Genomic DNA, 25644 nt, shown 5'->3' with positions numbered 1-25644 from the left:
TGCGCACGAAATCACGCAAATGCGCCGAGAAAGGCGCCACAGGCCCGAGCGGACCCCCGGACGGGTGACGCATACCCACCCATCCGCGCCCGGTCCGGCTGCGAATGCCTGGCATGACCTCCCGTCTGCGGTTCCTTCCGGCAGCGCTGTGCGGCGTGCTCGCCTTGCTCTCGGCGCTGGCCGCCGGGCACCTGGCTGCATCGTTCGGCAACGTCAACGCCTCGCCGTACCTCGCGGTCGGCAACGGAGCCATCGACCTGACGCCGCTGCCGCTGAAAGACTTCGCGGTGCGGACCTTCGGCACCTACGACAAAGCCGTCCTGCTCGGCGGCATGGCGGCGGTGCTGGTCGTCGTCTCCGCGGCGGCGGGGCTGCTGTCCCGGCGGAAGCCGTGGCCGGGTGTCGCGATCATTGTCGCGTTTGGACTGATCGGCGGGGTCGCGGTGGCCGCGCGGCCGGATCTGACCGCGGTCGCGTTGCTGGCTCCGCTGGCCAGTCTCGTCGTCGGGGTCGCGGTTTTCCTGCTGCTGCACCGAATCGCTGCGCGACAGCAGGCGACGGATTCGTCGCGCCGGTCGTTCTTGCTCAGCAGCGTCGGCACCGTCGTCGGGGCCGGAGTTCTCGGCGGTGCCGGGCAGGCGATCAGCGGAACGAGAGATGCCGCGGCGTCCCGGGAGGCGGTCGGGCCGCTCGTGCCCGCGGTTTCGGCTCCGCCCATTCCCGCCGACGCGGATTTCGCCAAACTCGGCACCCCCGCGTTCCTCACGCCCAACCGGAACTTCTACCGCGTCGACACCGCGTTGTCGGTTCCGCAGGTGCGCACCGAGGACTGGAGCCTGCGGATCCACGGGATGGTCGACCGGGAAATCCGGTACCGCTACCGCGATCTCCGCGACCGGCCGCTGGTCGAGCGCACGGTGACGATGACGTGCGTGTCCAACGAGGTCGGCGGCGACTATGTGTCCACTTCGAACTTCATCGGCGTCGATCTCGCCGATCTGCTGGCGGAAGCCGGGGTCCAGCCGGGCGCGGAGCAGCTGTTCTGCTCCAGTGTGGACGGTTGGACGTCCGGCACCCCGGTCGCGGCCGCGCTGGACCGTTCGCGCGGCGCGATGCTGGCGATCGGGATGAACCGCGAACCGCTGCCGCTGGAGCACGGTTTCCCCGCGCGGCTGGTCACTCCCGGGCTCTACGGGTACGTCTCGGCGGTCAAATGGGTGGTCGACATCGAGGTCACCACGTGGAAGGCCCGGCAGGCGTACTGGCTTCGCCGCGGCTGGGGCGAGCAGGCGCCGATCAAGACCGAATCCCGGATCGACACGCCCAAGGGATTCGCCACCGTTCCGGCCGGGGCGGTGCGGATCGCCGGCGTCGCCTGGGCCCAGCACACCGGGATCGCCAAGGTGGAGACCAAAGTGGACGGCGGGCCCTGGCAGCCGGCCACCTTGTCCGCCGAGGTGAACCGGAACACCTGGCGGATGTGGTGGACCCAGATTTCCGTCAAGCCCGGCACGCACCAGGTTTTCGTGCGTGCGACCGACAACTCCGGCTACACCCAGACCGAGGCCCGCGCCGGAACCGTGCCCGACGGGGCGACCGGATGGCATTCCACGACTTTTATCGCTTCCTGACCAATCCGGCTCCGGCCCGGCGCCGAATCCCTGTCGAACAATCCACTGTGAACGGAGAATTGCCGTGAAGACCCTTCGCCTCGCCGGTATCGGCGCCGCTGCCGCCCTCGCCCTCACCGCGTGCGGCACCAGCACCGACAACAACGCCTCGGGCAGCTCCCCGTCGGCGATGCCCTCGTCGATGCCGTCCTCGGCGCCGATGTCCAGCAGCGACTCCGGTGTCACCACCAACGCCGACGTGTTCGGCCCGGCCTGCTCGAAGCTGCCGCAGGGCAACGCGCCGGGTTCGCTCGACTCGATGGGCCCGCAGCCGGTCGCGTCCGCCGCCTCGACGAACCCGCTGCTCACGAAGCTGGTCGCCGCGGTCAAGGCCACCAACCTGGTCGACACCCTCAACAGCCAGCAGGCCATCACCGTCTTCGCCCCGGCCGACCCGGCGTTCAACGCGCTCGGCGACGCGAAGTTCAAGGAACTGGCGGCCAACCCGAACCAGCTCGCGCCGATCCTGCAGTACCACGTCGTCGGCAAGCGCTACGACGCCAAGGGCCTCGCCGCTGCGGGCACCGTGACCTCGCTGAACACCGCGGGCGGCCCGCTGAAGATCGAGGGTTCGGGCGAGAACATGACCGTCAACGGCGCGAAGATCCTGTGCGGCAACATCCCGACCAAGAACGCGACCGTGTTCGTCATCGACAAGGTGCTCACCCCGGGCACCAACAAGAACTGAAGCCACCGGGCCCGGCGCGCCTCCCCGGCGCCGGGCCCGGTTTCCCGTTCTAGCTGAGCGAAGAAGCCACGTGCAGATCGACGTTCTTGGTCTCCGGGGCCATGAACGCGCTCACGATCGCGCCCAATGCGGCGATCCCAGCGGCGATGTACATCGTGGCCGACAATCCGAGATTGGTGAGCGCCCACGGTGTCGCGAAGGTGCCGACTGCCGCGCCGATCCGGCTGATCCCGGTGCAGAGCCCCACCGCCGACGCGCGGACCTCCGTCGGGAACAGCTCGTTCGGGTAGATCCATTCCAGAATGGACGGTCCGCCGTTGAACACCGCGTACACCGCGAAGGCGAGCGCGATCAGCCACAACGCGGCGCCCGGTTGCAGACCGAGATAGAACAGTCCGGCCGCGGAAATCGCGAAGCCCCAGATCAGGACGGGACGGCGGCCGAGCCGGTCCACCAGCAGCAGCGCGGCGATATTGCCGACGAAGAAGAAGAAATTGATCAGGCCGTAGCCGAGGTGCGACAGGTTTCCGCCGCCGAGGTTGAACAGTTCGAGGATCTGCGGCCCGAAGGCGTAGATCGCGAACAACGGGACGACCGTGCACGTCCAGAAGATCGAGATGAACACGACCCGCTTGAGATATCCGCCGCGCCACAACGCGGACATCGGGGTTTTCGTTTCGGCTTCCGGGAGATCGTCCAGCGTCGCGTGCTCGCCGATCGTCGTGCGCAGCACCTCCAGCGCTTCCGCGTCGCGGCCCTTGCTGTGCAGCCAGCGCGGCGATTCCGGAATGCTGGTGCGGGCGATCACGATCAGCAGCGCGGGCACCGCCGACGACAGCAGCATCCACTTCCAGCCCTGGTCCACGTTCAGCAGGAAGAACCCGACGAACGCGGCGACGGTGGCCCCGACGAACCACATCGCGTTCAGCCCGCCGACCAGCCGCGCCCGCCACGCTTTCGGCGCGAATTCGGTGACCAGCGCGGTCGCGATCGGATAGTCCGCGCCCACCGCGATGCCGATCAGCAGCCGCAGCACGAACAGTTGCGCGGCGTCGGCGACGAAGAACTGCAGGACCGAGCACACGATGATCGCGATCAGGTCGATCGTGTACATCAGCTTCCGGCCGATCCGGTCGGTGAGCGGGCCGAACACCGCTCCCCCGATGAACACGCCGACCAGCGCGGACGCGCCGATCAGGCCGGACCACAGCGAGTCCATCTGCCACTGCGGGCCGATCTGCACCAGCGCGATGCCGATGATGCTGAGGATGTAGCCGTCCAGGAACGGCCCGCCGGACGAGTACAGCGCGAGCTTGCGGTGGAACCCGTTGAGCCGGGCCGAATCCAGGGTCGCCCGAACAGCGTTGTCCGGTGCGCGGTCAGTCTTCATGTCGGTTGGTCTCCTCGCTGCCGACCGCCGCCACGGCGTCGATCTCGATGCGTTTCGTCCCCCGGAACCCGGCGACCTGGACCGTGGTCCGCGGCGGCAGGTCGATGCCGGCGAAACGGTCGAGGTAGGCCTGGTGGTAGGCGTCGAACTCGCCGAGGTCGGCGAGGAACACCGTCAGTTTGAGCAGCGTGCGCAGGCTCCCTCCCGCGGCCCGCAAGGTGTCCTCGAGGTTGTCGAGGGCGACCCGCACCTGCTCGTCGATTCCTTCCGGGACGCTGCCGTCCCGCCGTGCCGGGACCTGCCCGCACGCCCAGATCACTCCGCCGAACACGGCGGCTCCGGCGTAGGGCCGCGGTCCGTGCGGATGCGCCACCAGCTCGCGCGAGGTCATCGGCCCTCCCGGTGGTCCGGAATCAGGAACCCGCGCGCGATCGAATACGCGAGAGTCCACAATGGAGCTTTCACGGACACGCCATGGGTGACCGCTTCGCGATTCCGCTGTTTCCGTTCCGCCGCGGTGGAAATCACCTGCGCGTCCGGCACCTCGGACAGCGGGCGGATCACCAATCCCGCGACCGGCGGACGTGGTTCGTCACGCCCGGCGGGAAGCCGCAGCAGATCCCCGCCGGGCGTGACGACTGTGCGGTGCCCACCGTCCGAAAGGGACAGTATCCGCCCGGCCCGTTCGGCGATGTCCAAAGCAGCCCAGTCCAGTACCGGACTGCCAGCCATTCCCGGTACGACCAACGTGCCCACCACGGCGGCCGTTTCGCAGGCGGGCACGAAAGCCTGCAGCGGACCGCGCGAAGCCGGGTCGTGCGCCACGGCGTACCCGTCGCAATGTTCCAGCCGGAGACCGACCCGTCCGGCCGGGATCCGGGCCGTCTCGATGGTCAAGGCGTCGAGCCCGGCGGCCTCGTGGATTTCCGCGGTCGCGATGACCTCGGCCAGGTAGTCCGCCTCGCCGCTGCTCAGACCCGAAGCCCGCAAGGCGCGCAGCGAAACCTCGTGGATCTCCCGGACCGAAACCCGCGTCTGCACGGTTTCGGCCGCCGAGACGCGCTCGGCCCTCGCCGCGGTCATTGCCCGGCTCCGGGGAACACCGTGTCGAACAGCCGGAGCCAGTTTCCGCCCAGCACCTGCGCCACGACGGTCTCGTCCAGGCCCACTTCCAGCAATCCTTCGGTGAGGACCGGGAAATCGGCCGGTCCGCCGAACCAGTTCGGCCACACCGGCCACTGCGGCTCCACCGGCACCGCCGACGCGGGCCGCCACCGGCCGTTGCGCAGCCAGGCGACGTAGTCCTGCGACCAGTTCCGCGTGCAGTCGCTGCCGAGCGCGACGTGGTCCGGCCCGATCCGCTCGACCAGCCCCGCGACCATCTCGCAGAACTGCCGCCGGGTCGTCTTCTCGCCGCCGATCACGTTGGGGTACAGGCAACAGCCGAGCACTCCGCCGCGCGCGGCGAGCGCGTCGATGACGTCGTCCGGCTTGTTGCGCGGCGAATCCGCGAAGGACAGCGGGTTCGCGTGCGTGATCGCGACCGGCCCGGCCGAGGCGTCGATCGCGTCGCGGCTCGTGCGGTTCCCGACGTGCGACAGGTCGACCAGCATCCCGACGCGGTTCATTTCCGCGACGATGAACCGGCCGTACGCGGTGAGCCCGGAATCGTGCTCGTCGTAGCAGGCGCCGCCGACGAGGTTCTGGATGTTGTAGGTCAGCTGCGCGATGCGCACGCCGAGCCGGTGGAAGACCTCGACCATCCGGTAGTCGTCGCCGAACGGCGAGGTGTTCTGGAAGCCGAGCAGCACGGCGAGCCTGCCGTCGCGCTTCGCCTGCCGGATGTCGTCGGCGTTCCCGGCGAGGACGACCAGATCGGCGTTGTCCCGCGCGAGTTCGTACCAGTCCGCGACCGCGCGCAGCGTTTCCTGCGGGCCTTCCCAGACCGCGCAGGTCGCGTTCACCCCGGTGACGCCGCCGGCTTTCAGTTCCTCCAGGACTTTGCGGTCCCAGTTGTTGATCTGCAGTCCGTCGACGACAGTGAGGTCGCCGTGCTCCAGGGGGTCCACTCAGGACTCCTTTCCGGGCTTGCGGGTGAACAGCCAGTCGTCGTCCACTCCGGACTCGACGTCGCGCGCCCGGGGCGCGCCGGAGAACAGCGTGACGCGCAACCAGTCGGTCGATTGCGGGCTGTAGTTCTCCATGCCGTAGAGGGCGAGCTGGAATCGCTGCAGGTGCAGCGGGAGGAAATCGTCGGCGAGCAGGTTCGCGCGGACCTCGCCGTAGCGGAGCCCGGCGACCGACTGCACACGCGCGACAATGCCCCGGTGCCACGGGAATTCCAGCAGGAACTCCGCGACCGAACGGCCCGCGTCGGCACCGGCCAGATCGTGCCGGAGGGCGTGCACGGCGCGGGCGATGTCGATCGGATGCTCCATCGATTCGCCCGGGTCCTGGCCGCGGTTGCCGCGCCGGGGTTCTTCGTTGTCCTCGGCGGAGAACCAGAACCGCGCCTGTTCGTCCGGGTCGGCGAAGTCGAACTCGCGGGTCCAGTCGTACCGGTCGGCGAGCAGGTCGCGCAGCTCGCCGCAGGACTGGGCGAGGTCGACGCGCCGCCGTTGGTCGCAGGTCAGCAGGTGCTCGATCTCCGAGTCGAGCGAATCGTCCAGTTCGACCAGGACGGTGTGCAGCACGGCCCGGGCCTCGGCGCCGAACTCCGCGGCCCGGTCGTCGAGGTCCCGCCACCGGAAGCCGCCCGCGGGGAATTCGCTGAGCAGCGAGGCGATTCCGGCGAGACGTTCAGCCAATTCGGGACCGGTCAGGTACGGCGCGGTCGTCAGGGTGTCGCGTTCGGCGAAGTACCGGCGGGCGCGGTCGAGCAGTTCGCTCGCCCGCCGGACCGCACCGGCGTCCGCCTCCGCGTCGAGCGCATGGGCCAGCGGGAGTTCCCGTGCCGAGCACCAGGCGTCGAGGATGTGCGGATGGTTCACCACGAACGGGACCATGCCGAGTCCGGTCGCGTTCCCGAGGCCGAGGTACCGCCGCCAGTCGCCGGAAAGCTTTGCCGCGGCGGGGTTTCGCCGGGCGGCGCAATGCTCGACCAGGTCGTAGCTGAACTCGCGCAGCAGCCACGCGGCCAGCATTTGCGCGCGGTAGGGCACCTGCAGCGGCGGGATTTCGGCAAGCCGGTCGAAGTCGGCGAGACCGAACTTTCCGTTGCTGTAGAAGGCAGTGCTGCGCAGGATGTAGCAGTTGTCGCCCATCGTGGCGCAGTCTGGCTGTTCACCGGCGGCCAGTTGAGCTGCGACGTACTCGAAGAACCGTTCGCTCCGGTTCGCCCGAGTCCACACGAGCGTCGCAGCGTCGGCGCGGCCAGCTTCCTGCCGTGGTACTTCACGGCGCAGCTCTGCCATCCGAGTGTCCGGAACTGGGCCTTCCACCAGCGCGGCAGTAACATCCCACCGCTTCGCGATCACGCGGTCAGTGCGCTCGTTTTCCTGCAGTACCGTGGAAAACACCGTGAAGTGCAGCAGAGTGCCGTCCGCGTCGATCCGGTACACCGCCTCGCCGTGACCGCTGTCGTCGAACTCCCACCGGGTGCGGGACACTGCCCAGCGTTCCCGAGCGGCCTGCCGGAGGAACGACCGCGCGAAGCTGTGCCGGGTGTAGCGGGCAGCGCCCAGTTCCGCCGGGGCGAGCGCGGTGTCCGCAGGCCGGGTCACGATTGTTCCCGGGGCGCGGACGTCCGCAGGTACGCGGTTTTGGTCCAGGTGAAGAACTCCGCGGCGGATTCGCCGTTCTGCTCGCGGGGCGCCGGGAACGACGAGTCCTTGAGACCGCCGAACGGCGCGTGCACCTCGGACCCGGTATTCGGCGCATTGACCTTCACGATGCCCGCGTCCAGGTCGCGCAGGCACTGCCGCACCGCGCGCTCGTCGTCGGTGAACACCGCCGCGGTGAGCCCGAACCGGGTGCCGTTCGCGAGCCGGATCGCCTCGTCCAGGTCGGCGGCGCGCAGCACGGTGGCGACCGGGCCGAACACTTCCTCCTGGCTGATCGTCAGTTCGGGCGTCCCGGCCAGCAGGGTCGGTGCGACGAACGCCCCGCCCTGCGGGCAGTCCGCGCGGGCCAGCACCGTCGCGCCCTCGTCGACCGCCTGCTGGATCGCGCCCTCGACCTCTTCCGCCGCCCGGGCGGACACCAACGGCCCGATCTCGACTCCCGGCGTCGTGCCCGAGCCGACCACGAGGCCCTTGACCCGCGCGGACAGCTCGGCAACCAGCCGGTCGTAGGCGTCCCCGACCGCGATGATCCGGCGGGCGGCCGTGCACTTCTGCCCGGTCCCGCTCATCGACGCGGTGACCAGCGCCGCGGCGGCCTGGGCCGGGTCGGCGTCGGGCAGGACGATCGCCGCGCTGTGCCCGCCGAGTTCGAGCTGCACCTTCGCCCCGCGCGGCACGACGGCAGCCTGGATCGCCCGGCCCACCGGCACCGACCCGGTGAAGGTGACGCCGGACAGCTCCGGCCGTTCCACCAGCTCGGCACCGAGCGATCCAGGCGCGAGCAGCAGGTTGAGCACGCCGTCCGGCACCCCGGCCTCGATCAGGATCTCGGCGAACGCGACCGCCAGCGCGACCGTGTCGCTGGCCGGCTTCCACACCACGGAGTTGCCCCACAGCAGCGCTGGCGCGAGCTTCCACGCCGGGATCTGCACCGGGAAGTTCCACGGCGTGATCACGCCGACGACACCCAGCGGACGGCGCACGGTCCGCACGACCTCGTCCGGGTTGCCGGACGGGTAGAGCACGCCGTCGGCACTGCGCGCCCGGCCCGCGTGATAGTGCAGCGTCTCGACCGAGGCAGCCACCTCGCCGCGCGACTCCGCCAGCGTCTTGCCCTGTTCGCGGGTCATCAACGCGGCCACCGATTCGGCGCGCTGGGCGAGCAGTTCCGCCGCCCGCCGCAGCACGAGACCGCGCGCGATGGTGCCCTGGCGATCCCACTCCGGCTGCGCCGCCACCGCCGCGCGCACCGCCTCGTCCAGCAGTTCCGGACCGGCCGTCCGGTACTCGGCCACGATCTGCGCGGGATCCGCCGGGTCGGCACTCCGCGCGACCGGTCCGTCGCCGGGAACCCACCGTCCCGCTACGAAGTGCTGCAACGACAATGCGTGATCCACGGGTGCTCCTCGACGTTCGCGACGGTGCTTGTCGTCCATGACGCTAAGTCGCGCGGAACACAGAGTGAAGTATCTATTGCCTACTCACTGATAAGGAACCATTATCAGCGGCGTGGAACTCCGCCAGCTTCGCTACTTCGTCGCGGTTGCCGAGGAACGCAGCTTCCGCCGCGCCGCCGAACGGCTGCACCTCGCCCAGCCCGCGCTCAGCCAGCAGATCGCGAAGCTGGAGAAGGAGCTGTCCGTGCGGCTGCTCCTGCGGACGACCCGCAGCGTCGAGCTGACCGAACCGGGCCGCGTGCTGCTGACCGAAGGCCGTCGTGTGCTCGCGGACAGCCAACACGCCCTCACCGCGGTCGCACACGCCGCACGGGGCGAACTCGGACTGCTGCGGATCGGGTTCGTCAGCTCGGCGGCGCTCGAAATCGTGCCCGCCACGGTGCTGGAAATGCGTCGGCAATGGCCGAAAGTCCGATTTGAACTGACCGAATCGACCACGGACGCGCAAATCGCCGCGCTCGGGGACGGTCAGCTCGACGTCGGCATCGCCCGCGAGGTCGGCGAAGCCGCCGGACTGACCGTGCACCCACTGGGCCGCGAACGGCTGATCGTGGCCGTGTCCGAGACGCATCCGTTGGCGGACAAGGAAACCGTCGAGATGGCGGAACTGGCCGACGAGCCTTTCCTCGCCTTCCCTCGCACGCGCGTCTCGCGGCTGCACGACCACATCGAGACGCTGTGCCTGCGCGCCGGATTCCGGATGCGCGTGGTCCAGGAAGCCGTCCAATTCCCGACCATGCTCGGCCTCGTCGCCGCCGACACCGGCATCGCGATCGTGCCGAACGCCTTACGCGCCTTGCAACTGCCCGGACTGCGCTACCTCACCCTCACCGACCCGGGCGCGTTCTCCACCGTCTCAGCGATCTCGCGCACCGACCACGAGAACAACCCCGTGGTCGACCGTTTCCTCAGCGTCGCACGTGCCGGATGATGACGCGGTGGACTTCGAATCGCACCGCGGCGAGCTGACCGCCTACTGCTACCGGATGGCCGGCTCGTTCCACGAGGCCGAGGATCTGGTGCAGGAAACGCTGCTGCGCGCGTGGAAAGCCCGCGACCGGTACGACCCGGCCCGCGCTTCGGTCCGGACCTGGCTGTATCGGATCGCGACGAACGTCTGCCTGACCGCGTTGGAAGGTCGGGCCCGGCGTCCGTTGCCGTCCGGTCTCGGCGCCGCCAGCGACGATCCGGGCGCGCCGCTGCAGCCGGCGACGGACATCCCGTGGCTGCAACCGTTCCCCGACGCGCGCTGCGATGCCGACACCCGCGCCGGGCTGCGGCTGGCGTGGGTCGCCGCGACCCAGGTCCTCCCGGCGCGGCAACGGGCGGTCGTCGTGCTCCGGTCGGTGCTCGAATTCAGCGCGGCCGAGGTCGCCACCCAGCTGGAGACGACCGTTCCGGCGGTCAACAGCGCACTGCAACGAGCCCGCGCCGCGCTCGCCGACGCGGGCGAGATGGACGAGATCGCCGAACCGGACGACGCGGAAACCCAGGCGGTGATCGACCGGTACGCGCAAGCCTTCGAGGCCGCCGACGTCGAGGCGCTCGTCCGGCTGCTCACCGACGACGCGATCCTGGAAATGCCGCCGGTCCCGCTCTGGTTCCGCGGCAGCGGCGACTACGGCCGGTTCATGCACCGGGTCTTCGAAATGCGCGGCGTCGGCTGGACCGTCCGCGGCCTCACCGCCAACGGGCAGCCCGCGCTCGCCGCCTACACCCCCGACGGCCAGTTGCACACTCTCCAGGTCTTCACCGTCGCCGGCGGGCGGATTTCGCACAACGCCGTGTTCGCCGATCCGCGCGTTTTCCAGGCGTTCGACCTGCCGGCGAAGATTTTTTGAGATTCGCCGATGAGTTCGGCCGGGGCCGCCGGTAAGTACTGGCGACACCGATTGAAGGGATCTCCGCCATGAGCGTCATCGTCATCGCCTTCACCACCCTCGACGGCATTTCGTCCGACCCGGACGCCTCCTCCGGCGCCCCGGACGCCGGCTGGGCGTTCCGGCACGGCCCGGAGTCCGTCGCGGGCGACAAATTCCGCCTCGGCGCCACGCTGGACGACGGGGTCCTGCTGCTCGGGCGCAAGACCTGGGAGCTGTTCTCGCACCTGTGGCCGCACCGCGACGACCCGTTCTCGCAGCGGATGAACGCCGTGCCCAAGCTGGTCGCCACCAGCACGCTGGCCGACACCAGCGCGTGGCAGAACTCGTCGGTCCTCGACGGCGACCTGGTCGACGCGGTGAAACGGGAAGAGCGGGACGTCGTCGTCACCGGCAGCCTGAGCGTGGTGCACACGCTGATGGCGGCGGACCTCGTCGACGAGTACCGGCTGCTGACCTTCCCGACCATTTTGGGCCACGGCACCCGCCTTTTCCCGGACGGCACCGGACCCGCGCACCTGGAATGCGTGTCGGTGGAACGCGTTGGCGCGGCGACGCTTTCGCGGTACGTGCGCGAAAATTCGGTGGAGGGTTCCGAGCAGTAGGCCCTAGCGTCGGGGCAATGTTGCTGGTTGTCTCGGGCGCGTCCTGCGTCGGCAAAACCACCGCTCGCGTGCACGCGCGGCCTCTGCTCGGCGAAACGTACGAGACCGCCGAACTGAGCACGCTGGGCCCGATCCCGGCCGTGCCGACCGTCGCGTGGCGGCAGGAGCAGGTGGAAATCGCGGTGCAGCGCGCGATCGCGCTCGAAGCCGAAGGCAGGCACCTGCTGCTGGCCGGCGATCCGATACCGGTCGGCGAAGCACTGGCGGCGCCGAGCGCGGACCGGATCGACATCGCCGGCTGCCTGCTCGACCTCAGCGACGAGGCCCACCTGGCTCGGCTCGCCCGCCGCGGCGAGCCGAGCCCCGCGAACCAAGCATTCGCGGCGTGGCTGCGCGCGCACGCTCACAACCCGGCTCATCTCCCGGAAGCTGTCACGACGGACGCCTGGCCGGAGATGCGCTGGGACCGCTGGGTCGGGCGCGTTCCGGGTCCGGACTGGGCGATGACCGTGATCGACACGTCCTCCCTCGGCCCGGCGGAGGTCGGCGAGGCGGTCGCGGACTGGTGCCGCCGCGCCGTGGCGGGCGAGGCTCCGGTCTTCCGCTCCGGCTGGTTCGCCCGCTGACTGTCCGCGAACCCAGGTCGTCGCTCAGTCCGCGTAGCCGTGCTGATGCGCGTAACGCACCGCCTGCGCCCGGGTCCCGCAGCCGGTCTTCGCGAAGATCCGGTTCACATGCGTCTTCACCGTCGCCTCGCTGACTTGCAGTTCCCGCGCGATCTCCCGGTTCCCCCGCCCCGCCGCGACCAGTTTCAGCACGTCTACCTCGCGCGCCGTCAGCCCGTCCTCCGGCGGTGCGGCCGGGCGCCGGGCCGCGGCCAGCAATGTCCGCTGCACCGACAGGTCCATCACGGTCTGCCCGGCCGCCGCCGCGTGGATCGCGCGGCCGATCTCGTCGCCGTTCGCCGCCTTCGTCACGTAGCCGACCGCGCCCGCGTCCAGTGCGCGCACGATCGACGCGCTGTCCGCGTAGGTCGTGAGCACCACGACCCGGGTGCCCGGCAGGTCCGCGACGATCCGCCGGGTCGCCGCCGCGCCGTCGCAGCGCGGGAGGTCCAGGTCCATCAGCACGACGTCCGGCTGCAGCCGCAGGGTCTCCTCGATCGCCGCGATCCCGTCGCCCGCCTGTCCGACGACCTCGATCTCCGGCAGCAACCCGACCAGCAGCACCAGCCCCTCCCGCACCGCGGGCTGGTCCTCGGCCACGAGCACGCGCACGATCGTCATGCCGGGATCCTCACCGACAACCGCCAGCCCGCGCCATCCGGGCCCGCGGTCACCTCGCCGCCGACCAGCTCCGCGCGCTCGCGCAGACCGGTCAGCCCGTACCCGGCACCGGGCAGGCCGCTGCCGGATCCCGTCCGGTTGACCACCGTCATCGTCACTTCGCCGTCCAGATAGGACAGTTCGACCGACACCGGCGCGCCCGCCGCGTGCTTGCGCGCATTGGACAGTCCTTCTTGGACAGTGCGGTACAGCAGCAGGGTGACGTCCGCGGGGAGTTCGCACGGTTCGCCGGTCACCTGGATCGACGCGTTGTCCGGCAGCGAGCCGAACAACTCCGGCAACGCCATCGGATCGCCGCGCAACGCGTGCACCGCCCGCCGCGTCTCGATCAGTCCTTCCTGCGCCAGCTGCCCGGCCTTCCGCACGCACGCGGCGAGTTTTTCGTCCGGGGACGGCAACTCGGCCACCAACCGCGCCGCGGCCTGCAAATGCAGCGAAAGCGCCGAGAGCGAATGCGCCTGGATGTCGTGGACCTCCCTGGCCAGCCGGGCGCGTTCCTCCAGCGTCGCGCCCCGGGCGACGGCCTCCTGGGTGAGCCGCGTCTGGTCCAGCAGGTCCCTGGCCTGCCGAGCCTGCACCCGGTACTGCCGCCGGTTGAGCCCGAGCAGCACCACCACGGCCACCGCGAGCGCGTTCCCCGCCACGAGCTCGCCCGGCTGCCCGGCGAGGTATCCGCCGACGGCGGCTGCGACCCCCACGACCGCAGCCACCGTGATGATCTCCGCCGGGGTGATCGCCGCCAGCGAGGACAACACGAGCAAGGACAGGCAGACCAGCGACGGTCCGGTGAGACTCGGGTCCGCGACCGCCACGACCGTGCCGAACAGCGCGGCCAGCGAAAGCAGCACGACCGCCGCCCGCGGCCAGCGAAGGTCCAGCGCCCCGAACGCCAGGCCGCTCGCCACAGAAGCGGACAGCGGCACCCACTCCCACTTCGCCGGGGGCTGCGCGGTGACGAGAATCGCGACGAACGCGACCGGCGTGAGCAGCCGCATCAGGACCAGCGGCAGCCGAGTCATCGCATTCCCTCCCCTTGGGCTTCTTCGCAGCTCAGCGTAGTCAGGCCCGCACCGGCTGCCCATCGCGGACGGCTTCGAGCTGCCGGGACAACCACAGCACCCCGCCGGCCCGCACCGCGACCATCGCCAGCGCCATCAGCACGAAGAACAGGCCGACACCGTCCTTGTCCAGATGCGCGCTGACCAGGAATTCGCCGACCTTCACCGCGAACGGGCGCACGTTCTCCACCGCCCACACGAACACCAGCCGCCCGCCCAGCACGGCGAGCCAGATCAGCAGGTACGGCCAGCCCGCCCAGGTCTGCACGCGCCCGGTGTCCGGGCTGCGCTCCACCCGCGTGGTCGCGATCAGCCCCGCACCGGCGACCCCTCCGACGACAGCCCCGACCAGGCCGGCCGTCAGGTTCGGCGCGGTGAGCGAGATCCCGCCGGTGAAGTACAGCACCCCGATGACGGTGCACGAAACGAACGGCATGATGCCCATGACCAGGTTGTGCCGATGGCGGCCCACCTGGGTGAAAAGAACGAGGGCGAGCAGGATCCCGCCCATGATGAGAGCGTCAGTCATCACGGCCTTCTTCTGGAGTAAGGCGGGCCGGAACACCCGCGTTCCCGACGCTAGGGAGCGGAGCCCGCCGAATCGTCCAACCATCGACCGAATCCGGGTGGACGTGACGTACACCCGGAATGCCGGGCCCGGCCCGCCCCCGCCGGTACACTGTGGAGCGTCAGCGGCCGAAGACGGCTGGGCGCGACCAAAAGCCGTGGAGCCTCACGAACGATGATTACCGCACTGCTGGTCCTCTCGACCGCGGTTCTGCTGCGCGCGCTCGCGGCCAAACGACTCGACCGGTGGAACATCGCCGCGCCCGTGCTGATGGTGCTGTGCGGGGCCGCGACCGCATTGTTCGCGAGTCCGGCGAAACTGCTCGAGGTCTTCGACACCGAAATCGCGCAGCACGTCGCCGAACTCATTCTCGCGATGCTGCTTTTCGTCGACGCCACCGAGGTGCGCGGCGGCCGGCTGTGGGGACACGCGCCGGGCCTCGTCGCGCGGGTGCTGTTCTTCGCGCTGCCGCTGAGCCTCGGCCTGGCCATGCTGGCCGGCTGGGCGTTCTTCCCGGGTCTGTCGTGGCCGTTGCTGCTGATCGTCGCGTGCATCGTCATCCCGAGCGATTTCGCCGCCGCGGAACGCGTCGTGCGGGACCGAACTCTCACGCCGCAAGTGCGCAGCGTGCTGAATGTCGAAAGCGGTTACAACGACGGATTGGTCTCGCCGCTATTCCTTTTCGCGCTCATTCTCGCGCGCAGCGACAATACGGCCAATACCGCCGGGAAAGCGCTCGCGACCGCTTTGCCGTTCGCGATCAAAGCCATTGTCGCCGGAGCCGTCGTCGGCACGGTGATCGGCATCCTGCTGTTCCTCGCCGTCCGCGCCGGCTGGACTTCCGGACAGGGACGGCGCATCGCCCTCCTCACGACTCCCCTGCTGACCTACGCGGCGACAGTCGCCATCGACGGCAACGGATTCGTCGCCTGTTTCGTCAGCGGGATCGCCTTCCGCTACGTCTATCGCGCCTTCGCCGCACGGCACCTCCGCATTTCGGACAGCCACGCCCGCGAGCACTTCGCCCGGCCGTCGGAGGACCTGCAACTGCTCGAAGAGGTCACCGGGATCCTGACCATGGCGATGTGGTTCGTCGTCGGCGGCGCCGCGGTCGTCGTGGTGTCCTTCGGCATCGCGTGGCAGCCGGTCGTGTTCTGCCTGCTCGCGCTGACCGTCCTGCGGATCGTGCCGGTGATGCTGTCGCTGAGCCGGACCCGGATGCCGCACCGGGACCGGTTCCTCGTCGGCGCGCTCGGCCCGCGCGGCACGACGTCGGTCGTCTTCGGACTGCTGGCGATCAACGGCCTGACCGGCGAGGAGAGCGACCTCGTCCTGACCCTGACGGTGGTCTGCGTCCTCGGCAGCGTGGCCCTGCACGGGCTCGGCTCGACACCGCTCATCACCCGCCTGATGACCCTGCGGACGCACCGTCAGTCTCAGTAGCAAGTACGCACAGTGACCATTTGGCAGACTGAGAATCCCTAGGCAGTACACAGGTTTCGCGGAAATTCTCCCCCGCACGGGTGGTCTCTGGACGATTCATGTAGCGTTCCGTGACCGCCGACAGAGTAAGGGTCAAGCGCGACGCACCACGTCGCAGTTCCGCGCAGAGGACCCCCACTCATGTCCGCACCCACGCTCGCCGAACCACGAACCGGACGGCACCGTTCCGGCAGCGTGCGCGTCGTCGCCGTCATCCCCGCGCACGACGAAGAAGCCCAGATCGCGCACACCGTCGCCGCGCTGCGCGGACAGGACCGGAGCGTCGACGAGGTTTTCGTCGTCACCGACAACTGCACCGACAGCACCGCCGCGGTGGCTTCGATCGCCGGCGCCCGGGTGCGACCGTCCACAAACAACACGCACAAGAAGGCCGGTGCCCTCAACCAGCTGCTCGCCTGGCTGCTGCCGCGCCTGGACGAGGACGACGTAATCCTCGTCCAGGACGCCGATTCCACTTTGGACCCGCAGTTCGTCAGCACCGCACTGCACCACCTCGACCACGGATACGGCGGCGTAGGCGGAGTCTTCCGCGGCGGACCGGGCGGCGGTTTCGTCGGACACCTCCAGCGCAACGAATACGCCCGCTACGCCCGCGATGTGCACCGGCTGCGCGGAAAATGCCTGGTGCTGACCGGAACCGCGGCGATGTTCCGGGTCCGCACCCTCCGCGAGGTCTCCGCTGCCCGGCTCGCCGAACGGTTGCCCGCGGGCGACGGCCGCGGCGGGATCTACGACACCACCGTGCTCACCGAGGACAACGAGCTCACTTTCGCCCTGCTGCACCTCGGCCACCGGGTGATCTCGCCCAGCGCGTGCACGCTGGAAACCGAGGTCATGACCAGCTGGAGTGCACTGTGGACCCAACGCCTGCGGTGGAAGCGCGGTGCGGTGGAGAACTGTGTCCAATATGGACTTACCCGCGTCACGTGGCGGTACTGGGGCAGGCAGCTGATGACGATCGCGGGCGTGCTGGTCAGCGGGATCTACCTGACCGCCCTCGCGATCGCCCTGTTCCACGACGGCCTGCACCTCAACCCGTGGTGGCTCGGCATCTCGGCGATCTTCGTGGTGGAGCGCGTGGTGACCGTGCGCTACCGCGGCTGGCGCCGGATGCTGCTCGCCGCGTCGATGTACGAGCTGGTGCTCGACTATTTCCTGCAAGCCTGCCATCTCAAGGCATACGCGGACGCGCTCCTGCGCACCCGCAAGAACTGGTGAACACCCGGACGGAAGAGAGAACCCCCATGTACCAGAAAATCGGCGCAGCCTCGGCCGCGGGGATGACCGGCGGACTCGCGTTCACCGGAGTGAACGTCCTGTGGCTCCTGCTGGCGGGATTCGCTTTGCTGGCAGCGGGAACAGCCATGCTGCGGATCCTGCCGAAGGTCCGCAACCAGGACCGGTGACCGGCCGCGGACAGCGATTTCTGTTCCGCGTGCACCAGGCCGCGCTGGGCGAGTACGTCGCCGCGAACTGGGGCTGGGACGACGAAACCCAGCGCCGTTACCACGACCGCGCCTTCGGACTCGACCCGCGATACCAAGGCCGAGGAATCGGCGGCGGCTGCTCCGCTGGCTGATCGGCGTCGCGGCGGATCCTGCCGAAAGTCCGCAAGCAGGGCCGGTGATCGCGCTACCCTGAACACATGCCAGGCGAGATCGGCCTGCGTCCGACGACGGCCGCGGACAGCGATTTCTGCTTCCGCGTCCACCGGGCCGCGCTAGGCGAGTACGTCGCCGCGAACTGGGGCTGGGACGACGAAACCCAGCGCCGTTACCACGACCGCGCCTTCTCCCCCGGCACATGACAGGTGATCACGATCGACGGTACGGACGCGGGCCTGCTCGCGGTCGAGTACCGGCCGACGGAGATCTGGCTCGGCCGGATCGAACTCGACCCGCGCTACCAAGGCCAAGGAGTCGGCGGACGGCTGCTCCGCTGGCTGATCGACGTCGCGGCGGAGCGGAAACAGCCGCTGGTGCTCGAAGTCCTCGAGGTCAACCCCCGGGCACTCGCGTTCTACCTGCGACACGGTTTCCGCGAAACCGGCAGGCGCGGACGGAAAATCCTCCTGGCCCGAAACCCGGACCAGGAGGATTGACCGAGCGGTCCGGCCTCAGCCCGCGTCCGTCACCGTCCCCGTGACGTCCACGTCCGGGCCGGATTCCTTCGGCTCGCCCGTCACCTGCAGCAGCACGTGCTTCGCCGGGTCCGCCCCGTCGTGCCGCACAGTCGGGATCGTCAGCTCACCGCTCGTCTTCCCCGCCGGGATCTGCACCACCGCCGTCAATCCGGTCTCCGACAACGGCTGCTTCTTCGCCGGATCGAGGCCGTGCTCGATCAGCCACTCCGGATCGACGTCCGAGGTCATCAGTTCCGGCCCGGTCTTCGGCGCCTTCACCTGCCCGAGCACGCTGACGTCCGAATCGGCCACTGTGGACAGCCGGACCGGCCACGTCAGCGCACTGCCCTCCACCGCGGACACCTCGGACTGCCCGACGCTGATCTTCGGAGCCGGGTCGTCGTTCTCGACGTTCAGCGAGCCCTCCGCGGACCCGATCACGGTGCCGCGGGTGGCCTGCACCTCGGCCAGCATCCGGTACGGCCAGCTCCACCGGGTATTCCCGGCAACCGTCACGGGCAGGTCGAGCGTGTGCTGTCCCGGCGCGAGCGTGACCGCTTGATAGGTCCACTTCACCGACATCGGCGAGACCGTGTCCGCCCGGAAGACGCGCAGCGAGCCGCCGCCATCGCCGGTCACGGTGACCGGGATCTGGTACGTCTTCGAGCCGGAATCGCCTTCCTTGACCGTCATCGAACCGAGGTCGATCCGGGTCAGCGGAGCCGGGTTCGGATCGGGCAGGCCGGGACGCCAGGCGTACGCGTCCAGCAGCCACGCCTCGCCGCCCGCTGTCCGCGGCGTCAGCTCCAGGCTGGCGACCTCCAGGTGCGGCGGCAGCGGGACCCGGACTTCCTGGCCCCAGAACGATTTCGTGCGTTCGTTTCCGGCCAGCCCGGCCACCGTCACCGCACCCAGTTTCGTGCGTTTGCCCCGCGTGTCGAAGACCGCGACGTCGAACGACTCGGCCGGGACGTTCTCCGGCGCGATGAGCCGCATCGCCAGCGCCCGCGCGCCGTTCGGCGAAACCGGTTGCGGCAGCTGGATTTTCGCCGGTACCCCGGCCGTCGCGGAGCGCACGTGCACGGCGGTCCGCGACGGATCGGGAGCGTCGTCCAGCCCGACGAAGTGCGGCGATTTGGACGCGCCGGAGTCGACGAGGCACCGCCGGTCCGGGCCGACTTGCTGACAGACGTCGCCGCTCCCGGTGACCTTGGTCGACGAATCCGGGACCAGCACCGGGGTCCGCGCGCCGCCGAGAGCGTGCGACAGCACATGCGCCGGATCGGCGGACGGCGCGCGCACGCCGGAACCGTCCAGCAGCGGCTCCATGCGCAGATCGTGCTTCTGGAACAGGTGCGCCGCAGCGGCGACATAGGTCGCGCCGACCGCTCGCTGCTGCGCGTCCGTCAGCCGCGCGGACATGCCGGGCGAGCAGTACGGATCCGGCTGCGGGGAAAAGAAATCGTCCTGCGCCGGGGCTACCGCGACACCAGGCGTCCATTCCGAGTTGAAGTAGTTGTGGTTGGCGCCCGAGATGTACAGCGCGCTGTGCAGAGCCGTGCCCTGGCTGACGCCGCGCGTACCGTCGACGTATTGCTGCCCCTGAAGACTCGAAACGTCGCCGTCGCAGGAAGGCAGGAAGGTGACCGACGGGACGTCCGGCACTGGGTTGAACCCGAACACGGTCGGCGCGATGAGCACGTCGCCGCGGATCTTCCACCGGACCGGCCCGGAGAACCCGGTGTCGCCCGGCGGCGGATACAGGCTGTCCATCGCCGCTCGGTTGACGCCCTCGCCGCCGCGGGAATGCCCCACCAGCACCACATTCGACAGATCCGCGGCCGGCGAATCGCGGACGATCTGCGGTGCGGTCGCCCGGTCGCTGCCGGACCAGTCCGCCCAGTGCGCCAGGTGCAGCCGGACCAGCGACGACCGGGCCTGCGCGCCGCCGTCCTGCGCCGCGTGGTCGAGCGCGTTGATCGCGTCGGCCGAAACGGACACTGTCACGAATCCCTGCGACGCCAGCAATTCCTGGGTCTGCAGGTAGCCGCGGTAGCTCGGGATCGGCAGCATCCCGGTCTTGCACGGCCAGGCCGTCGAGTAGTCGCCCGGATCGGCCGGGTTGTAGCAGGGCTGGTGACGGCCGTGCAGGAACACCACCAGCGGCCGGTTCCCCGGCGCGTGCCGGGGCGCGACGACCAGGCCCTGCATCTCGATCGGCCCGTCCAGCCCCGGCAGCCGCACCGGGTCGAGCGAGTACTCGCCCTTGACCGTCGAGAACTGCCCGGGTTTACCGGGATCCACCGCATTAGCGGGCAGCTCGGGCAGCGGCACCGCGGCCGGTTGCTTCGCCGTCGCGCGAGGCGGATTGGTCAGCGAACGGCCGCCGACGCGCACCTCCAGCCCGCGCAGATCGCGGATCCCGCCGGCTGGCAGCGAGAACGTCCGCAGGTCGGCCCGCGGCTGGGCTCGGCCGAGCAGCTTGCCGCCGGACCAGAACTCCACCGCACCGTCGCCGAACAGCGGCTTCGGCGCGGTCCAGAGAAGCTGGCCGTCGGCGACGCGCCATTCCGGCGAAGCTGCCGGACTCGCCGCTGCCGACGGCGCCAAGGTGACTGCCAAGACGGCGGCTGCCGCGATGGGGACAAATTTACGCAGAAGGACCTTCACTGGGTACTCCCTCCCCGATGATCTTTCCTTTCTACCGGGAAAGCAGCCCGCCGTGCCAGAACGGCGCCGAAGGTCCTGTGCACTCAACACCGACGACCCGTGCACCGTCCGGACCTGGAATCCTTGCTGCGCCAAGCGTTCAGGCCCGCATAGCCGTCTCAGCCCATTCCTCGAAGCTGGTCAGCGGAATCCCGAGTTCCCGCGCGAACTCGGGACGCGCCGGCTGTCCGAGCGCGTTCAGCATCGCGTGCGAAAAGCCCATCGGCGGCATCCCCGCAGCGAGCGCCTCCTCGACGGTCATGTCCGGCACCGACAACGGCACGCCCAGCACCCGGGACAGGATCGGCGCGATCTCGGCCATCGACCGGTAGTCGCTCGCCAGTTCCAGTTCGACCCGGTGGAACCGCTCCGGTTCCGCGATCGCCGCCGCGGCCGCCCGGCCGATGTCGCGCGTCGCGGCCAGCGACAGCCGGGTTTCCGGACGCAGGATCGTCACCAGCCCGCCCTCGATGCCGCGCGGGAAGACGTACTGCGTGGACGGCAGGAAGTTCTCCATGAAGAACCCCGGCTTGAGCAACGTCCATCGCGGGAAATCCGCCGCCCGGAGCCGATCCTGGATCGCTGCCTTCGCCTCCATCGCCGGTGCCAGGAACGCCCAGCGCTCATCGGCCAGTTCCGGCGATCCCGCGCCGCTCACTGAGGTGTGCACGAACTGCGGCACGCCCGCGGCTTTTGCCGCCTCGATGAGATTCACCGCCTGGGTCACTTCTCCGGCGAAGTCCGGCTCGGCCCCGCTCATGTCCGGCATCTGCACGCTGAACACCGCCCGCACGCCCTTCACCGCCCGGGCCAGCCCGTCCCGATCGAGCAAATCCCCGGCGACGAGCTCCGCGCCCGCCGCCTCGACCGCCTTAGCCCGGTCCGCCGCCGGATCCCGGACCAGCGCCCGGACGGGAACTCCCGCCGCCAGCAGCTCGCGCGCCGTCGCGCCGCCCTGCCGTCCCGTCGCGCCGACGACCAGTACCGGTGCTGCCTCACTCATGATTCTCCCTGGGAACGCTAAGTGGCGGGGCCCGCCGTTTCGTGTCCGCTACGATACGGCGGGGCCCGCCACTTAGCAAACCCGGAGGTCACGCCATGCCCGGCCAGCAGCGCGCGGACGCGCGGCGCAACTACGCGCGGATTCTCGAAGTGGCCGAGGCGGAGGTCGCCGCACACGGGGCGAACGCGTCGCTGGAGCAGATCGCGCGCACCGCCGGGGTCGGCTCCGCGACTGTGCGACGGCACTTCCCCACCCGGCACGCGCTGCTGGAAGCCGTTTCGCAGGAACGGATCGCACTACTGGCCGCGCGCGCGCAAGAACTGGCTGGGGAAGCCGACAGCCGCCGCGCGCTCCTGGAATGGCTGGACGACGTGGTCAGCTACTGCGTGACCGCGCGCGGCCTCGCCGCCGCCCTCGCGTACGACGTGCCGGACCCGACACACGGAAACTCCTGCTCGATGACACTGGAGGAATCCGCGGCGCCGCTAGTGGCCCGCGCTGCTCGCGACGGGGCCGTCTCGCCGGAGGTGACGGTCGGCGATCTGATCGCGCTGATCGTCGGCATCACGCTCACGACCGAACGCCACCCGGAACCGGCCGCCGAAGCCAGCCGGCTGTTCCGGATCGCGGTGGCCGGAATCAGCCCGCAGCCGGGTCGAGGCTGACGGCAAGCCGCTCCGCGACCGTGCGCGGCTCGCGGCCGAGAAGCTCCGCCAGCAGGGTGCCGGACTCGGCGAAATAGCCAGCGCGGGAAGCCTGGTACCAGGTCAGCATAAGCCGGGCTAGCTGTTCCGGGACGCCGAGCGCGACCTGGTCGGCGACCCACCGTTCGTCTTCCACGACAACACGTTTGACGCTACGACCGGTGAGCCGCGAAGCGATCCCGGCGAAGTCGTCGAAGGTGACCGCGGCCGGAGCGGCGAGCGTGACGGGGCCGTCGATGACGCGGGCTCCAGCGAGGACAACCGCAGTGGCCTCGGCGATGTCCGCACGGTCGGTGTACGGGACGGGCCCGTCTGCCGGTTGCGCGATGTCCCCGGTCCGCTGCCACGGACCAAGCACCTGGTCGAGCGGGCCGTAGGCGCCGTTGCGCAGTGCGGTCCAGGCGACTCCGGAGTCGGCGAGGAGCGCTTCGGTGGCGATGTGGATGTCCGACGGCCCGTATGGGTTTCCGGGGACGGCTCCGTGCTGGCTCGTGTAGACGATCCGCCGGACCCCGGCCGCCACAGCCGCGTCGACGGCGCCTCGGTGCAGGCTGACCATGTCTGCGGCCGGGTCGTTGCCCGACACCAGAAGGACCTGCTCAGCACCGGCGAACGCGTCGCGCAGCGCGGCTGGATCCTCGTAGGAACCCTGCCGCACGCGCACCCCACGGTCGGCGAAGTGCTGCGCTTTCGCGGGATCCCGGACGCTGACGCCGATCTGGTCCGCGGGTACGCGCTTGAGGAGGTGCTCGACGGTGGCGCCGCCCAGCCCGCCGGTAGCACCGGTGACAACGATCATTTCTGCCCCTTGGTCTAAGTTGACCCCACTGGTCAACTTCTCCTCTCCCGACTTTAGGTAAGCTGACCAAGCGAGTCAACTTACGCCGCGAGGCGACAGCGAGAGGGAGGGCGAAGTGCCTTCGGAGTCCGGGCTGCGCGCCGACGCCAGGCGCAATTCCGAACAGATCCGCGCCGCCGCGATCGGCGCCTTCCAAGGCCGCGGCCTCACGGTCCCGCTGGAGGAGGTCGCGCGAGCGGCGGGGGTCAGCAAGGCCACGATCTTCAACCGGTTCGGCGGCCGGATCGGGCTCATCGAGGCGGTGATCGAAGAGGTCGTCGCGACGGAACTGTTCGCCGTCATCGACCGCACGCGGGCTATCGACGACACCGGCGAGCAGATCGCCTACTACCTCACCGAACTGCGCGACCTCCAGTACCGCCAGCCCGCCGTCAATGACGTCCTGCTGCAGATCTATCCGCACTCGCCGCAGCTCATGGAGATCTGCCGGATCGGAAGCGAGGCGAACGAAGAACTGGTCGCGGCGGCGCGGGCCGCGGGCGTGGTGCGGCCGGAGTTCACCGCAGGCGACCTCCACGCGCTCGTCGTCGACAACGCCCTCGCCCTCAAGCACGGCGAACGGCCTGCCCGGGACGCCTACGACCGGCGCACCGCTTACCTGCTGGACGGGATCCGCCGGTAACTAGGGCCGCCCCGCCACCGCGTCCACCCCGGCGAGCAGCAGCTCCAGCCCGAACTGGAACCGCTCCTCGAAATCGAGCATCGACTCCACCGGCCCCGCCTCCAGGTGCACGTACTTCCGCGCCCCCAGCACGCTCTTCAGCACCTCGACCTCGTCGCCGGTCGCACCCTGTTCCTCGAGCGTTTCGCCGAGCACGAAGCAGAAAACCGCGCTCGTCGCCCAGATCGCGTGCTTGCGCGGCAGCCCGGACGCCAGCAGGCCGCCGAGCAGACTGTCCACAAAGGTCAGATTGCTGCGCTTCGCCGCGTAGTTCCCGCCGACGATCCGCGCCCCGTCCCGATGCGCGAGCAGCGCCGTGCGCAATCCGGCGGCCATGCTCCGCACGCGGCTCTTCCAGTCGCCGTCCCCGGCGGGCAGCTTCGCCACCGCGCCGGCGAGGATCGCCTCGGCCATCTCGTCGATCAGCGCGTCCTTGCCGTCGAACAGGCGGTAGATCGCGGGCAGGTGCAGCCCCATCCGGTCGGCCAGCTGGCGCATGGTGAGCGCCTCCAGCCCGCCCGCGTCGACCAGCTCCAGCGCCTCGGCCACCGCCCGCTCGGCGCGCGTCGCGGCGATTCCCGCCCGTTTCGTGTCGGTTGACATGTTAACGATGTTACCAATACTCTCGGCGAGGCGCGGAGTAACAACGTTAACAAAGGGAGGGAAGCCGATGACCTCGAACGCCGGAACCGCCGGGCAGCTGGACGTCTTCGTCCGGCAGCTGCGCTGGGAAGCCGACGGCGTCGTCTCGCTGGACCTGGCGGACGTCACCGGGAAACCGCTGCCGAGCTGGGAGCCCGGCGCGCACATCGACCTCGTGCTGCCGAACGGCGTCGAACGGCAGTACTCGCTCTGCGGTCCGCCCGGCGAACGCGCGTACTACCGGATCGGCGTCCGCCGGGAACGCGCGAGCCGCGGCGGCTCGGAATACGTGCACGCGTTTCTCCGCCCCGGCCAGCGCGTCGCGATCAAGGGCCCGCGGAACAATTTCGGCTTCCATGCCGCCCAGTCGTACGTCTTCGTGGCGGGCGGCATCGGCATCACCCCGATCCTGCCGATGGTCCGCACCGCGGCGGCCAAGGGCGCCGACTGGCAGCTGTACTTCGGCGGCCGCACCAGCACGTCGATGCCGTTCCTCGACGAACTCCGCGGCTACGGCGAGCGCGTGCACTGCCATCCGTCGGACACCATCGGCCGGATTTCGTTGTCCGCACTGGAAAAGCCCGTCGAAGCCGGGGCGAAGGTCTACGCCTGCGGACCGGCTTCGCTGCTGTCCGATTTGGACACCGCGGCCGAGAACTGGCCCGCCGAAGCACTGCGCCTGGAACGCTTCAAAGCCCCGCAGGCTCCTCCCGCGGAGAACAAGCCGATCGAGGTCGAATGCGCGGCCTCGAAGAAGACCGTATCCGTCGCCGCCGACGAAAGCATTGTCAGCGCACTGGAAAGGGCCGGCATCCGCCCGGTGACCTCGTGCCGGTCCGGAATCTGCGGCTCGTGCGAGACCAAGGTGCTCGACGGCGTCCCCGACCACCGCGACGGCATCCTTTCCCCGAGCGAACAAGCGGCAGGCGACCGGATGTTCGTCTGCGTGTCCCGCGCCCGCACCCCACGCCTCGTCCTCGACCTGTGACGGGAGAGC

At 69.8% G+C, this 25644-nt stretch carries 28 protein-coding genes; 15 read left to right on the top strand and 13 right to left on the bottom strand.

Annotation, left to right across the window (positions count from 1 at the left end; all coding sequences use genetic code 11):
• Positions 1-104: 104 nt before the first annotated feature.
• On the top strand, positions 105-1631 hold the full coding sequence (locus EIZ44_RS16940; RefSeq protein WP_439098602.1) for a molybdopterin-dependent oxidoreductase: 1527 nt from the start codon (positions 105-107) through the stop codon (positions 1629-1631).
• A 64-nt stretch (positions 1632-1695) separates the two neighbouring features.
• Positions 1696-2358, top strand: coding sequence for a fasciclin domain-containing protein (locus EIZ44_RS16935; RefSeq protein WP_134729611.1), 663 nt, complete (start codon positions 1696-1698; stop codon positions 2356-2358).
• 49 nt (positions 2359-2407) lie between these two features.
• Here EIZ44_RS16935 and EIZ44_RS16930 read toward each other — a convergent pair whose 3' ends face one another.
• Genes EIZ44_RS16930 through EIZ44_RS16905 form a run of 6 tightly spaced genes read right to left on the bottom strand, consistent with a single transcriptional unit; the run spans position 2408 to position 8927 of the window.
• A complete protein-coding gene (locus EIZ44_RS16930) occupies positions 2408-3748 on the bottom strand; it encodes an MFS transporter (protein ID WP_037813975.1) in 1341 nt (446 codons plus the stop codon).
• Positions 3738-4139, bottom strand: coding sequence for a RidA family protein (locus EIZ44_RS16925; RefSeq protein WP_134663108.1), 402 nt, complete (start codon positions 4137-4139; stop codon positions 3738-3740). Before EIZ44_RS16925 ends, EIZ44_RS16930 begins: the two co-directional genes overlap by 11 nt.
• Positions 4136-4831, bottom strand: coding sequence for a hypothetical protein (locus EIZ44_RS16920; protein WP_134729609.1), 696 nt, complete (start codon positions 4829-4831; stop codon positions 4136-4138). Before EIZ44_RS16920 ends, EIZ44_RS16925 begins: the two co-directional genes overlap by 4 nt.
• Entirely contained in the window at positions 4828-5817 is a 990-nt protein-coding gene (locus EIZ44_RS16915; RefSeq protein WP_037813984.1) for a membrane dipeptidase, read from the bottom strand. The genes EIZ44_RS16920 and EIZ44_RS16915 overlap by 4 nt, the downstream gene beginning before the upstream one ends.
• Positions 5818-7470 carry a hypothetical protein gene (locus EIZ44_RS16910; protein WP_134729607.1) on the bottom strand — a complete coding sequence of 551 codons (1653 nt, stop codon included), beginning with the start codon at positions 7468-7470 and terminating at the stop codon, positions 5818-5820.
• The gene (locus tag EIZ44_RS16905) at positions 7467-8927 is read right to left on the bottom strand and encodes an aldehyde dehydrogenase family protein (RefSeq protein ID WP_205673177.1); all 1461 of its coding nucleotides are present in this window, start codon (positions 8925-8927) and stop codon (positions 7467-7469) included. Before EIZ44_RS16905 ends, EIZ44_RS16910 begins: the two co-directional genes overlap by 4 nt.
• A gap of 112 nt (positions 8928-9039) precedes the next feature.
• Here EIZ44_RS16905 and EIZ44_RS16900 point away from each other — a divergent pair, with 112 nt between their 5' ends.
• The 4 genes from EIZ44_RS16900 to EIZ44_RS16885 all read left to right on the top strand — a co-directional run bounded on the left by EIZ44_RS16900 (position 9040) and on the right by EIZ44_RS16885 (position 12098).
• The gene (locus EIZ44_RS16900; RefSeq protein WP_134729603.1) at positions 9040-9918 is read left to right on the top strand and encodes a LysR family transcriptional regulator; all 879 of its coding nucleotides are present in this window, start codon (positions 9040-9042) and stop codon (positions 9916-9918) included.
• Between the two features lie 7 nt (positions 9919-9925).
• Positions 9926-10828 carry an RNA polymerase subunit sigma-70 gene (locus EIZ44_RS16895; protein WP_240691324.1) on the top strand — a complete coding sequence of 301 codons (903 nt, stop codon included), beginning with the start codon at positions 9926-9928 and terminating at the stop codon, positions 10826-10828.
• Between the two features lie 68 nt (positions 10829-10896).
• On the top strand, positions 10897-11472 hold the full coding sequence (locus EIZ44_RS16890) for a dihydrofolate reductase family protein (protein ID WP_134663113.1): 576 nt from the start codon (positions 10897-10899) through the stop codon (positions 11470-11472).
• A gap of 17 nt (positions 11473-11489) precedes the next feature.
• On the top strand, positions 11490-12098 hold the full coding sequence (locus EIZ44_RS16885; protein ID WP_134729599.1) for a hypothetical protein: 609 nt from the start codon (positions 11490-11492) through the stop codon (positions 12096-12098).
• A gap of 24 nt (positions 12099-12122) precedes the next feature.
• Here EIZ44_RS16885 and EIZ44_RS16880 read toward each other — a convergent pair whose 3' ends face one another.
• The 3 genes from EIZ44_RS16880 to EIZ44_RS16870 are packed head-to-tail and all read right to left on the bottom strand — an operon-like array spanning position 12123 to position 14405.
• Positions 12123-12758, bottom strand: a complete 636-nt coding sequence (locus EIZ44_RS16880) for a response regulator (RefSeq protein WP_037814000.1) — start codon at positions 12756-12758, stop codon at positions 12123-12125.
• The gene (locus EIZ44_RS16875; protein ID WP_167754162.1) at positions 12755-13837 is read right to left on the bottom strand and encodes a sensor histidine kinase; all 1083 of its coding nucleotides are present in this window, start codon (positions 13835-13837) and stop codon (positions 12755-12757) included. The genes EIZ44_RS16880 and EIZ44_RS16875 overlap by 4 nt, the downstream gene beginning before the upstream one ends.
• A gap of 40 nt (positions 13838-13877) precedes the next feature.
• Positions 13878-14405: a DUF1453 domain-containing protein gene (locus EIZ44_RS16870; RefSeq protein ID WP_134729595.1), complete on the bottom strand. Its 528-nt coding sequence runs from the start codon at positions 14403-14405 to the stop codon at positions 13878-13880.
• A gap of 213 nt (positions 14406-14618) precedes the next feature.
• Between EIZ44_RS16870 and EIZ44_RS16865 the strand changes: the two genes are divergently transcribed.
• The 6 genes from EIZ44_RS16865 (at position 14619) to EIZ44_RS45520 (ending at position 18048) form a co-directional block, all read left to right on the top strand.
• Entirely contained in the window at positions 14619-15887 is a 1269-nt protein-coding gene (locus EIZ44_RS16865; protein WP_134729593.1) for a cation:proton antiporter domain-containing protein, read from the top strand.
• A 180-nt stretch (positions 15888-16067) separates the two neighbouring features.
• A complete protein-coding gene (locus tag EIZ44_RS16860) occupies positions 16068-17165 on the top strand; it encodes a glycosyltransferase family 2 protein (RefSeq protein WP_134729591.1) in 1098 nt (365 codons plus the stop codon).
• Between the two features lie 26 nt (positions 17166-17191).
• Positions 17192-17353 (top strand): hypothetical protein, encoded by a 162-nt coding sequence (locus tag EIZ44_RS44720; protein WP_158691359.1) that lies wholly within the window; start codon positions 17192-17194, stop codon positions 17351-17353.
• Complete coding sequence (locus EIZ44_RS44715; RefSeq protein ID WP_167754161.1) at positions 17350-17526, top strand: hypothetical protein; 177 nt, start codon at positions 17350-17352, stop codon at positions 17524-17526. The genes EIZ44_RS44720 and EIZ44_RS44715 overlap by 4 nt, the downstream gene beginning before the upstream one ends.
• Before the next feature lie 66 nt (positions 17527-17592).
• Positions 17593-17754 carry a hypothetical protein gene (locus tag EIZ44_RS45525; protein WP_240691323.1) on the top strand — a complete coding sequence of 54 codons (162 nt, stop codon included), beginning with the start codon at positions 17593-17595 and terminating at the stop codon, positions 17752-17754.
• Between the two features lie 3 nt (positions 17755-17757).
• Positions 17758-18048 carry a GNAT family N-acetyltransferase gene (locus tag EIZ44_RS45520; protein WP_240691322.1) on the top strand — a complete coding sequence of 97 codons (291 nt, stop codon included), beginning with the start codon at positions 17758-17760 and terminating at the stop codon, positions 18046-18048.
• A gap of 15 nt (positions 18049-18063) precedes the next feature.
• Here the strand turns inward: EIZ44_RS45520 and EIZ44_RS16850 are convergent, their stop codons facing one another.
• Both EIZ44_RS16850 and EIZ44_RS16845 read right to left on the bottom strand, forming a co-directional pair.
• The gene (locus EIZ44_RS16850; RefSeq protein ID WP_240691321.1) at positions 18064-20691 is read right to left on the bottom strand and encodes an alpha/beta hydrolase; all 2628 of its coding nucleotides are present in this window, start codon (positions 20689-20691) and stop codon (positions 18064-18066) included.
• A 187-nt stretch (positions 20692-20878) separates the two neighbouring features.
• Complete coding sequence (locus tag EIZ44_RS16845) at positions 20879-21781, bottom strand: NmrA/HSCARG family protein (protein WP_037814010.1); 903 nt, start codon at positions 21779-21781, stop codon at positions 20879-20881.
• Positions 21782-21876: 95 nt separating this feature from the next.
• On the opposite strand from EIZ44_RS16845, the gene EIZ44_RS16840 reads away from it, so the two are divergent.
• The gene (locus EIZ44_RS16840; RefSeq protein WP_037814012.1) at positions 21877-22446 is read left to right on the top strand and encodes a TetR/AcrR family transcriptional regulator; all 570 of its coding nucleotides are present in this window, start codon (positions 21877-21879) and stop codon (positions 22444-22446) included.
• Here the strand turns inward: EIZ44_RS16840 and EIZ44_RS16835 are convergent.
• Complete coding sequence (locus EIZ44_RS16835) at positions 22421-23284, bottom strand: NAD(P)H-binding protein (protein ID WP_134729589.1); 864 nt, start codon at positions 23282-23284, stop codon at positions 22421-22423. The two genes, EIZ44_RS16840 and EIZ44_RS16835, sit on opposite strands and share 26 nt — an antisense overlap.
• A 115-nt stretch (positions 23285-23399) precedes the next feature.
• Between EIZ44_RS16835 and EIZ44_RS16830 the strand changes: the two genes are divergently transcribed.
• Entirely contained in the window at positions 23400-23966 is a 567-nt protein-coding gene (locus tag EIZ44_RS16830) for a TetR/AcrR family transcriptional regulator (protein ID WP_134729587.1), read from the top strand.
• Here EIZ44_RS16830 and EIZ44_RS16825 read toward each other — a convergent pair whose 3' ends face one another.
• On the bottom strand, positions 23967-24608 hold the full coding sequence (locus EIZ44_RS16825) for a TetR/AcrR family transcriptional regulator C-terminal domain-containing protein (protein WP_134729585.1): 642 nt from the start codon (positions 24606-24608) through the stop codon (positions 23967-23969).
• Positions 24609-24675: 67 nt separating this feature from the next.
• On the opposite strand from EIZ44_RS16825, the gene EIZ44_RS16820 reads away from it, so the two are divergent.
• The gene (locus EIZ44_RS16820) at positions 24676-25635 is read left to right on the top strand and encodes a PDR/VanB family oxidoreductase (protein WP_134729583.1); all 960 of its coding nucleotides are present in this window, start codon (positions 24676-24678) and stop codon (positions 25633-25635) included.
• The last annotated feature ends 9 nt before the right edge of the window (positions 25636-25644 follow it).

Source organism: Amycolatopsis nivea, assembly GCF_004522235.1.
GTDB classification, from domain to species: Bacteria; Actinomycetota; Actinomycetes; order Mycobacteriales; family Pseudonocardiaceae; genus Amycolatopsis; species Amycolatopsis nivea.
Note: the sequence above shows the minus strand (reverse complement) of the source record. Positions and strands in the feature narration are given on the sequence as shown.

What these genes read in the sequence shown, in the direction of transcription:
- EIZ44_RS16865 (WP_134729593.1), top strand. Translation starts at nt 14,619, where the DNA reads ATGATTACCGCACTGCTGGTCCTCTCGACCGCGGTTCTGCTGCGCGCG.
- EIZ44_RS16825 (WP_134729585.1), bottom strand. Translation starts at nt 24,608, where the DNA reads ATGTCAACCGACACGAAACGGGCGGGAATCGCCGCGACGCGCGCCGAG.
- EIZ44_RS45525 (WP_240691323.1), top strand. Translation starts at nt 17,593, where the DNA reads ATGCCAGGCGAGATCGGCCTGCGTCCGACGACGGCCGCGGACAGCGAT.
- EIZ44_RS16875 (WP_167754162.1), bottom strand. Translation starts at nt 13,837, where the DNA reads ATGACTCGGCTGCCGCTGGTCCTGATGCGGCTGCTCACGCCGGTCGCG.
- EIZ44_RS44720 (WP_158691359.1), top strand. Translation starts at nt 17,192, where the DNA reads ATGTACCAGAAAATCGGCGCAGCCTCGGCCGCGGGGATGACCGGCGGA.
- EIZ44_RS16870 (WP_134729595.1), bottom strand. Translation starts at nt 14,405, where the DNA reads ATGACTGACGCTCTCATCATGGGCGGGATCCTGCTCGCCCTCGTTCTT.
- EIZ44_RS16845 (WP_037814010.1), bottom strand. Translation starts at nt 21,781, where the DNA reads ATGAGTGAGGCAGCACCGGTACTGGTCGTCGGCGCGACGGGACGGCAG.
- EIZ44_RS16835 (WP_134729589.1), bottom strand. Translation starts at nt 23,284, where the DNA reads ATGATCGTTGTCACCGGTGCTACCGGCGGGCTGGGCGGCGCCACCGTC.
- EIZ44_RS16920 (WP_134729609.1), bottom strand. Translation starts at nt 4,831, where the DNA reads ATGACCGCGGCGAGGGCCGAGCGCGTCTCGGCGGCCGAAACCGTGCAG.
- EIZ44_RS16840 (WP_037814012.1), top strand. Translation starts at nt 21,877, where the DNA reads ATGCCCGGCCAGCAGCGCGCGGACGCGCGGCGCAACTACGCGCGGATT.
- EIZ44_RS16940 (WP_439098602.1), top strand. Translation starts at nt 105, where the DNA reads ATGCCTGGCATGACCTCCCGTCTGCGGTTCCTTCCGGCAGCGCTGTGC.
- EIZ44_RS16890 (WP_134663113.1), top strand. Translation starts at nt 10,897, where the DNA reads ATGAGCGTCATCGTCATCGCCTTCACCACCCTCGACGGCATTTCGTCC.
- EIZ44_RS16930 (WP_037813975.1), bottom strand. Translation starts at nt 3,748, where the DNA reads ATGAAGACTGACCGCGCACCGGACAACGCTGTTCGGGCGACCCTGGAT.
- EIZ44_RS16860 (WP_134729591.1), top strand. Translation starts at nt 16,068, where the DNA reads ATGTCCGCACCCACGCTCGCCGAACCACGAACCGGACGGCACCGTTCC.
- EIZ44_RS16820 (WP_134729583.1), top strand. Translation starts at nt 24,676, where the DNA reads ATGACCTCGAACGCCGGAACCGCCGGGCAGCTGGACGTCTTCGTCCGG.
- EIZ44_RS16885 (WP_134729599.1), top strand. Translation starts at nt 11,490, where the DNA reads ATGTTGCTGGTTGTCTCGGGCGCGTCCTGCGTCGGCAAAACCACCGCT.
- EIZ44_RS16925 (WP_134663108.1), bottom strand. Translation starts at nt 4,139, where the DNA reads ATGACCTCGCGCGAGCTGGTGGCGCATCCGCACGGACCGCGGCCCTAC.
- EIZ44_RS16880 (WP_037814000.1), bottom strand. Translation starts at nt 12,758, where the DNA reads ATGACGATCGTGCGCGTGCTCGTGGCCGAGGACCAGCCCGCGGTGCGG.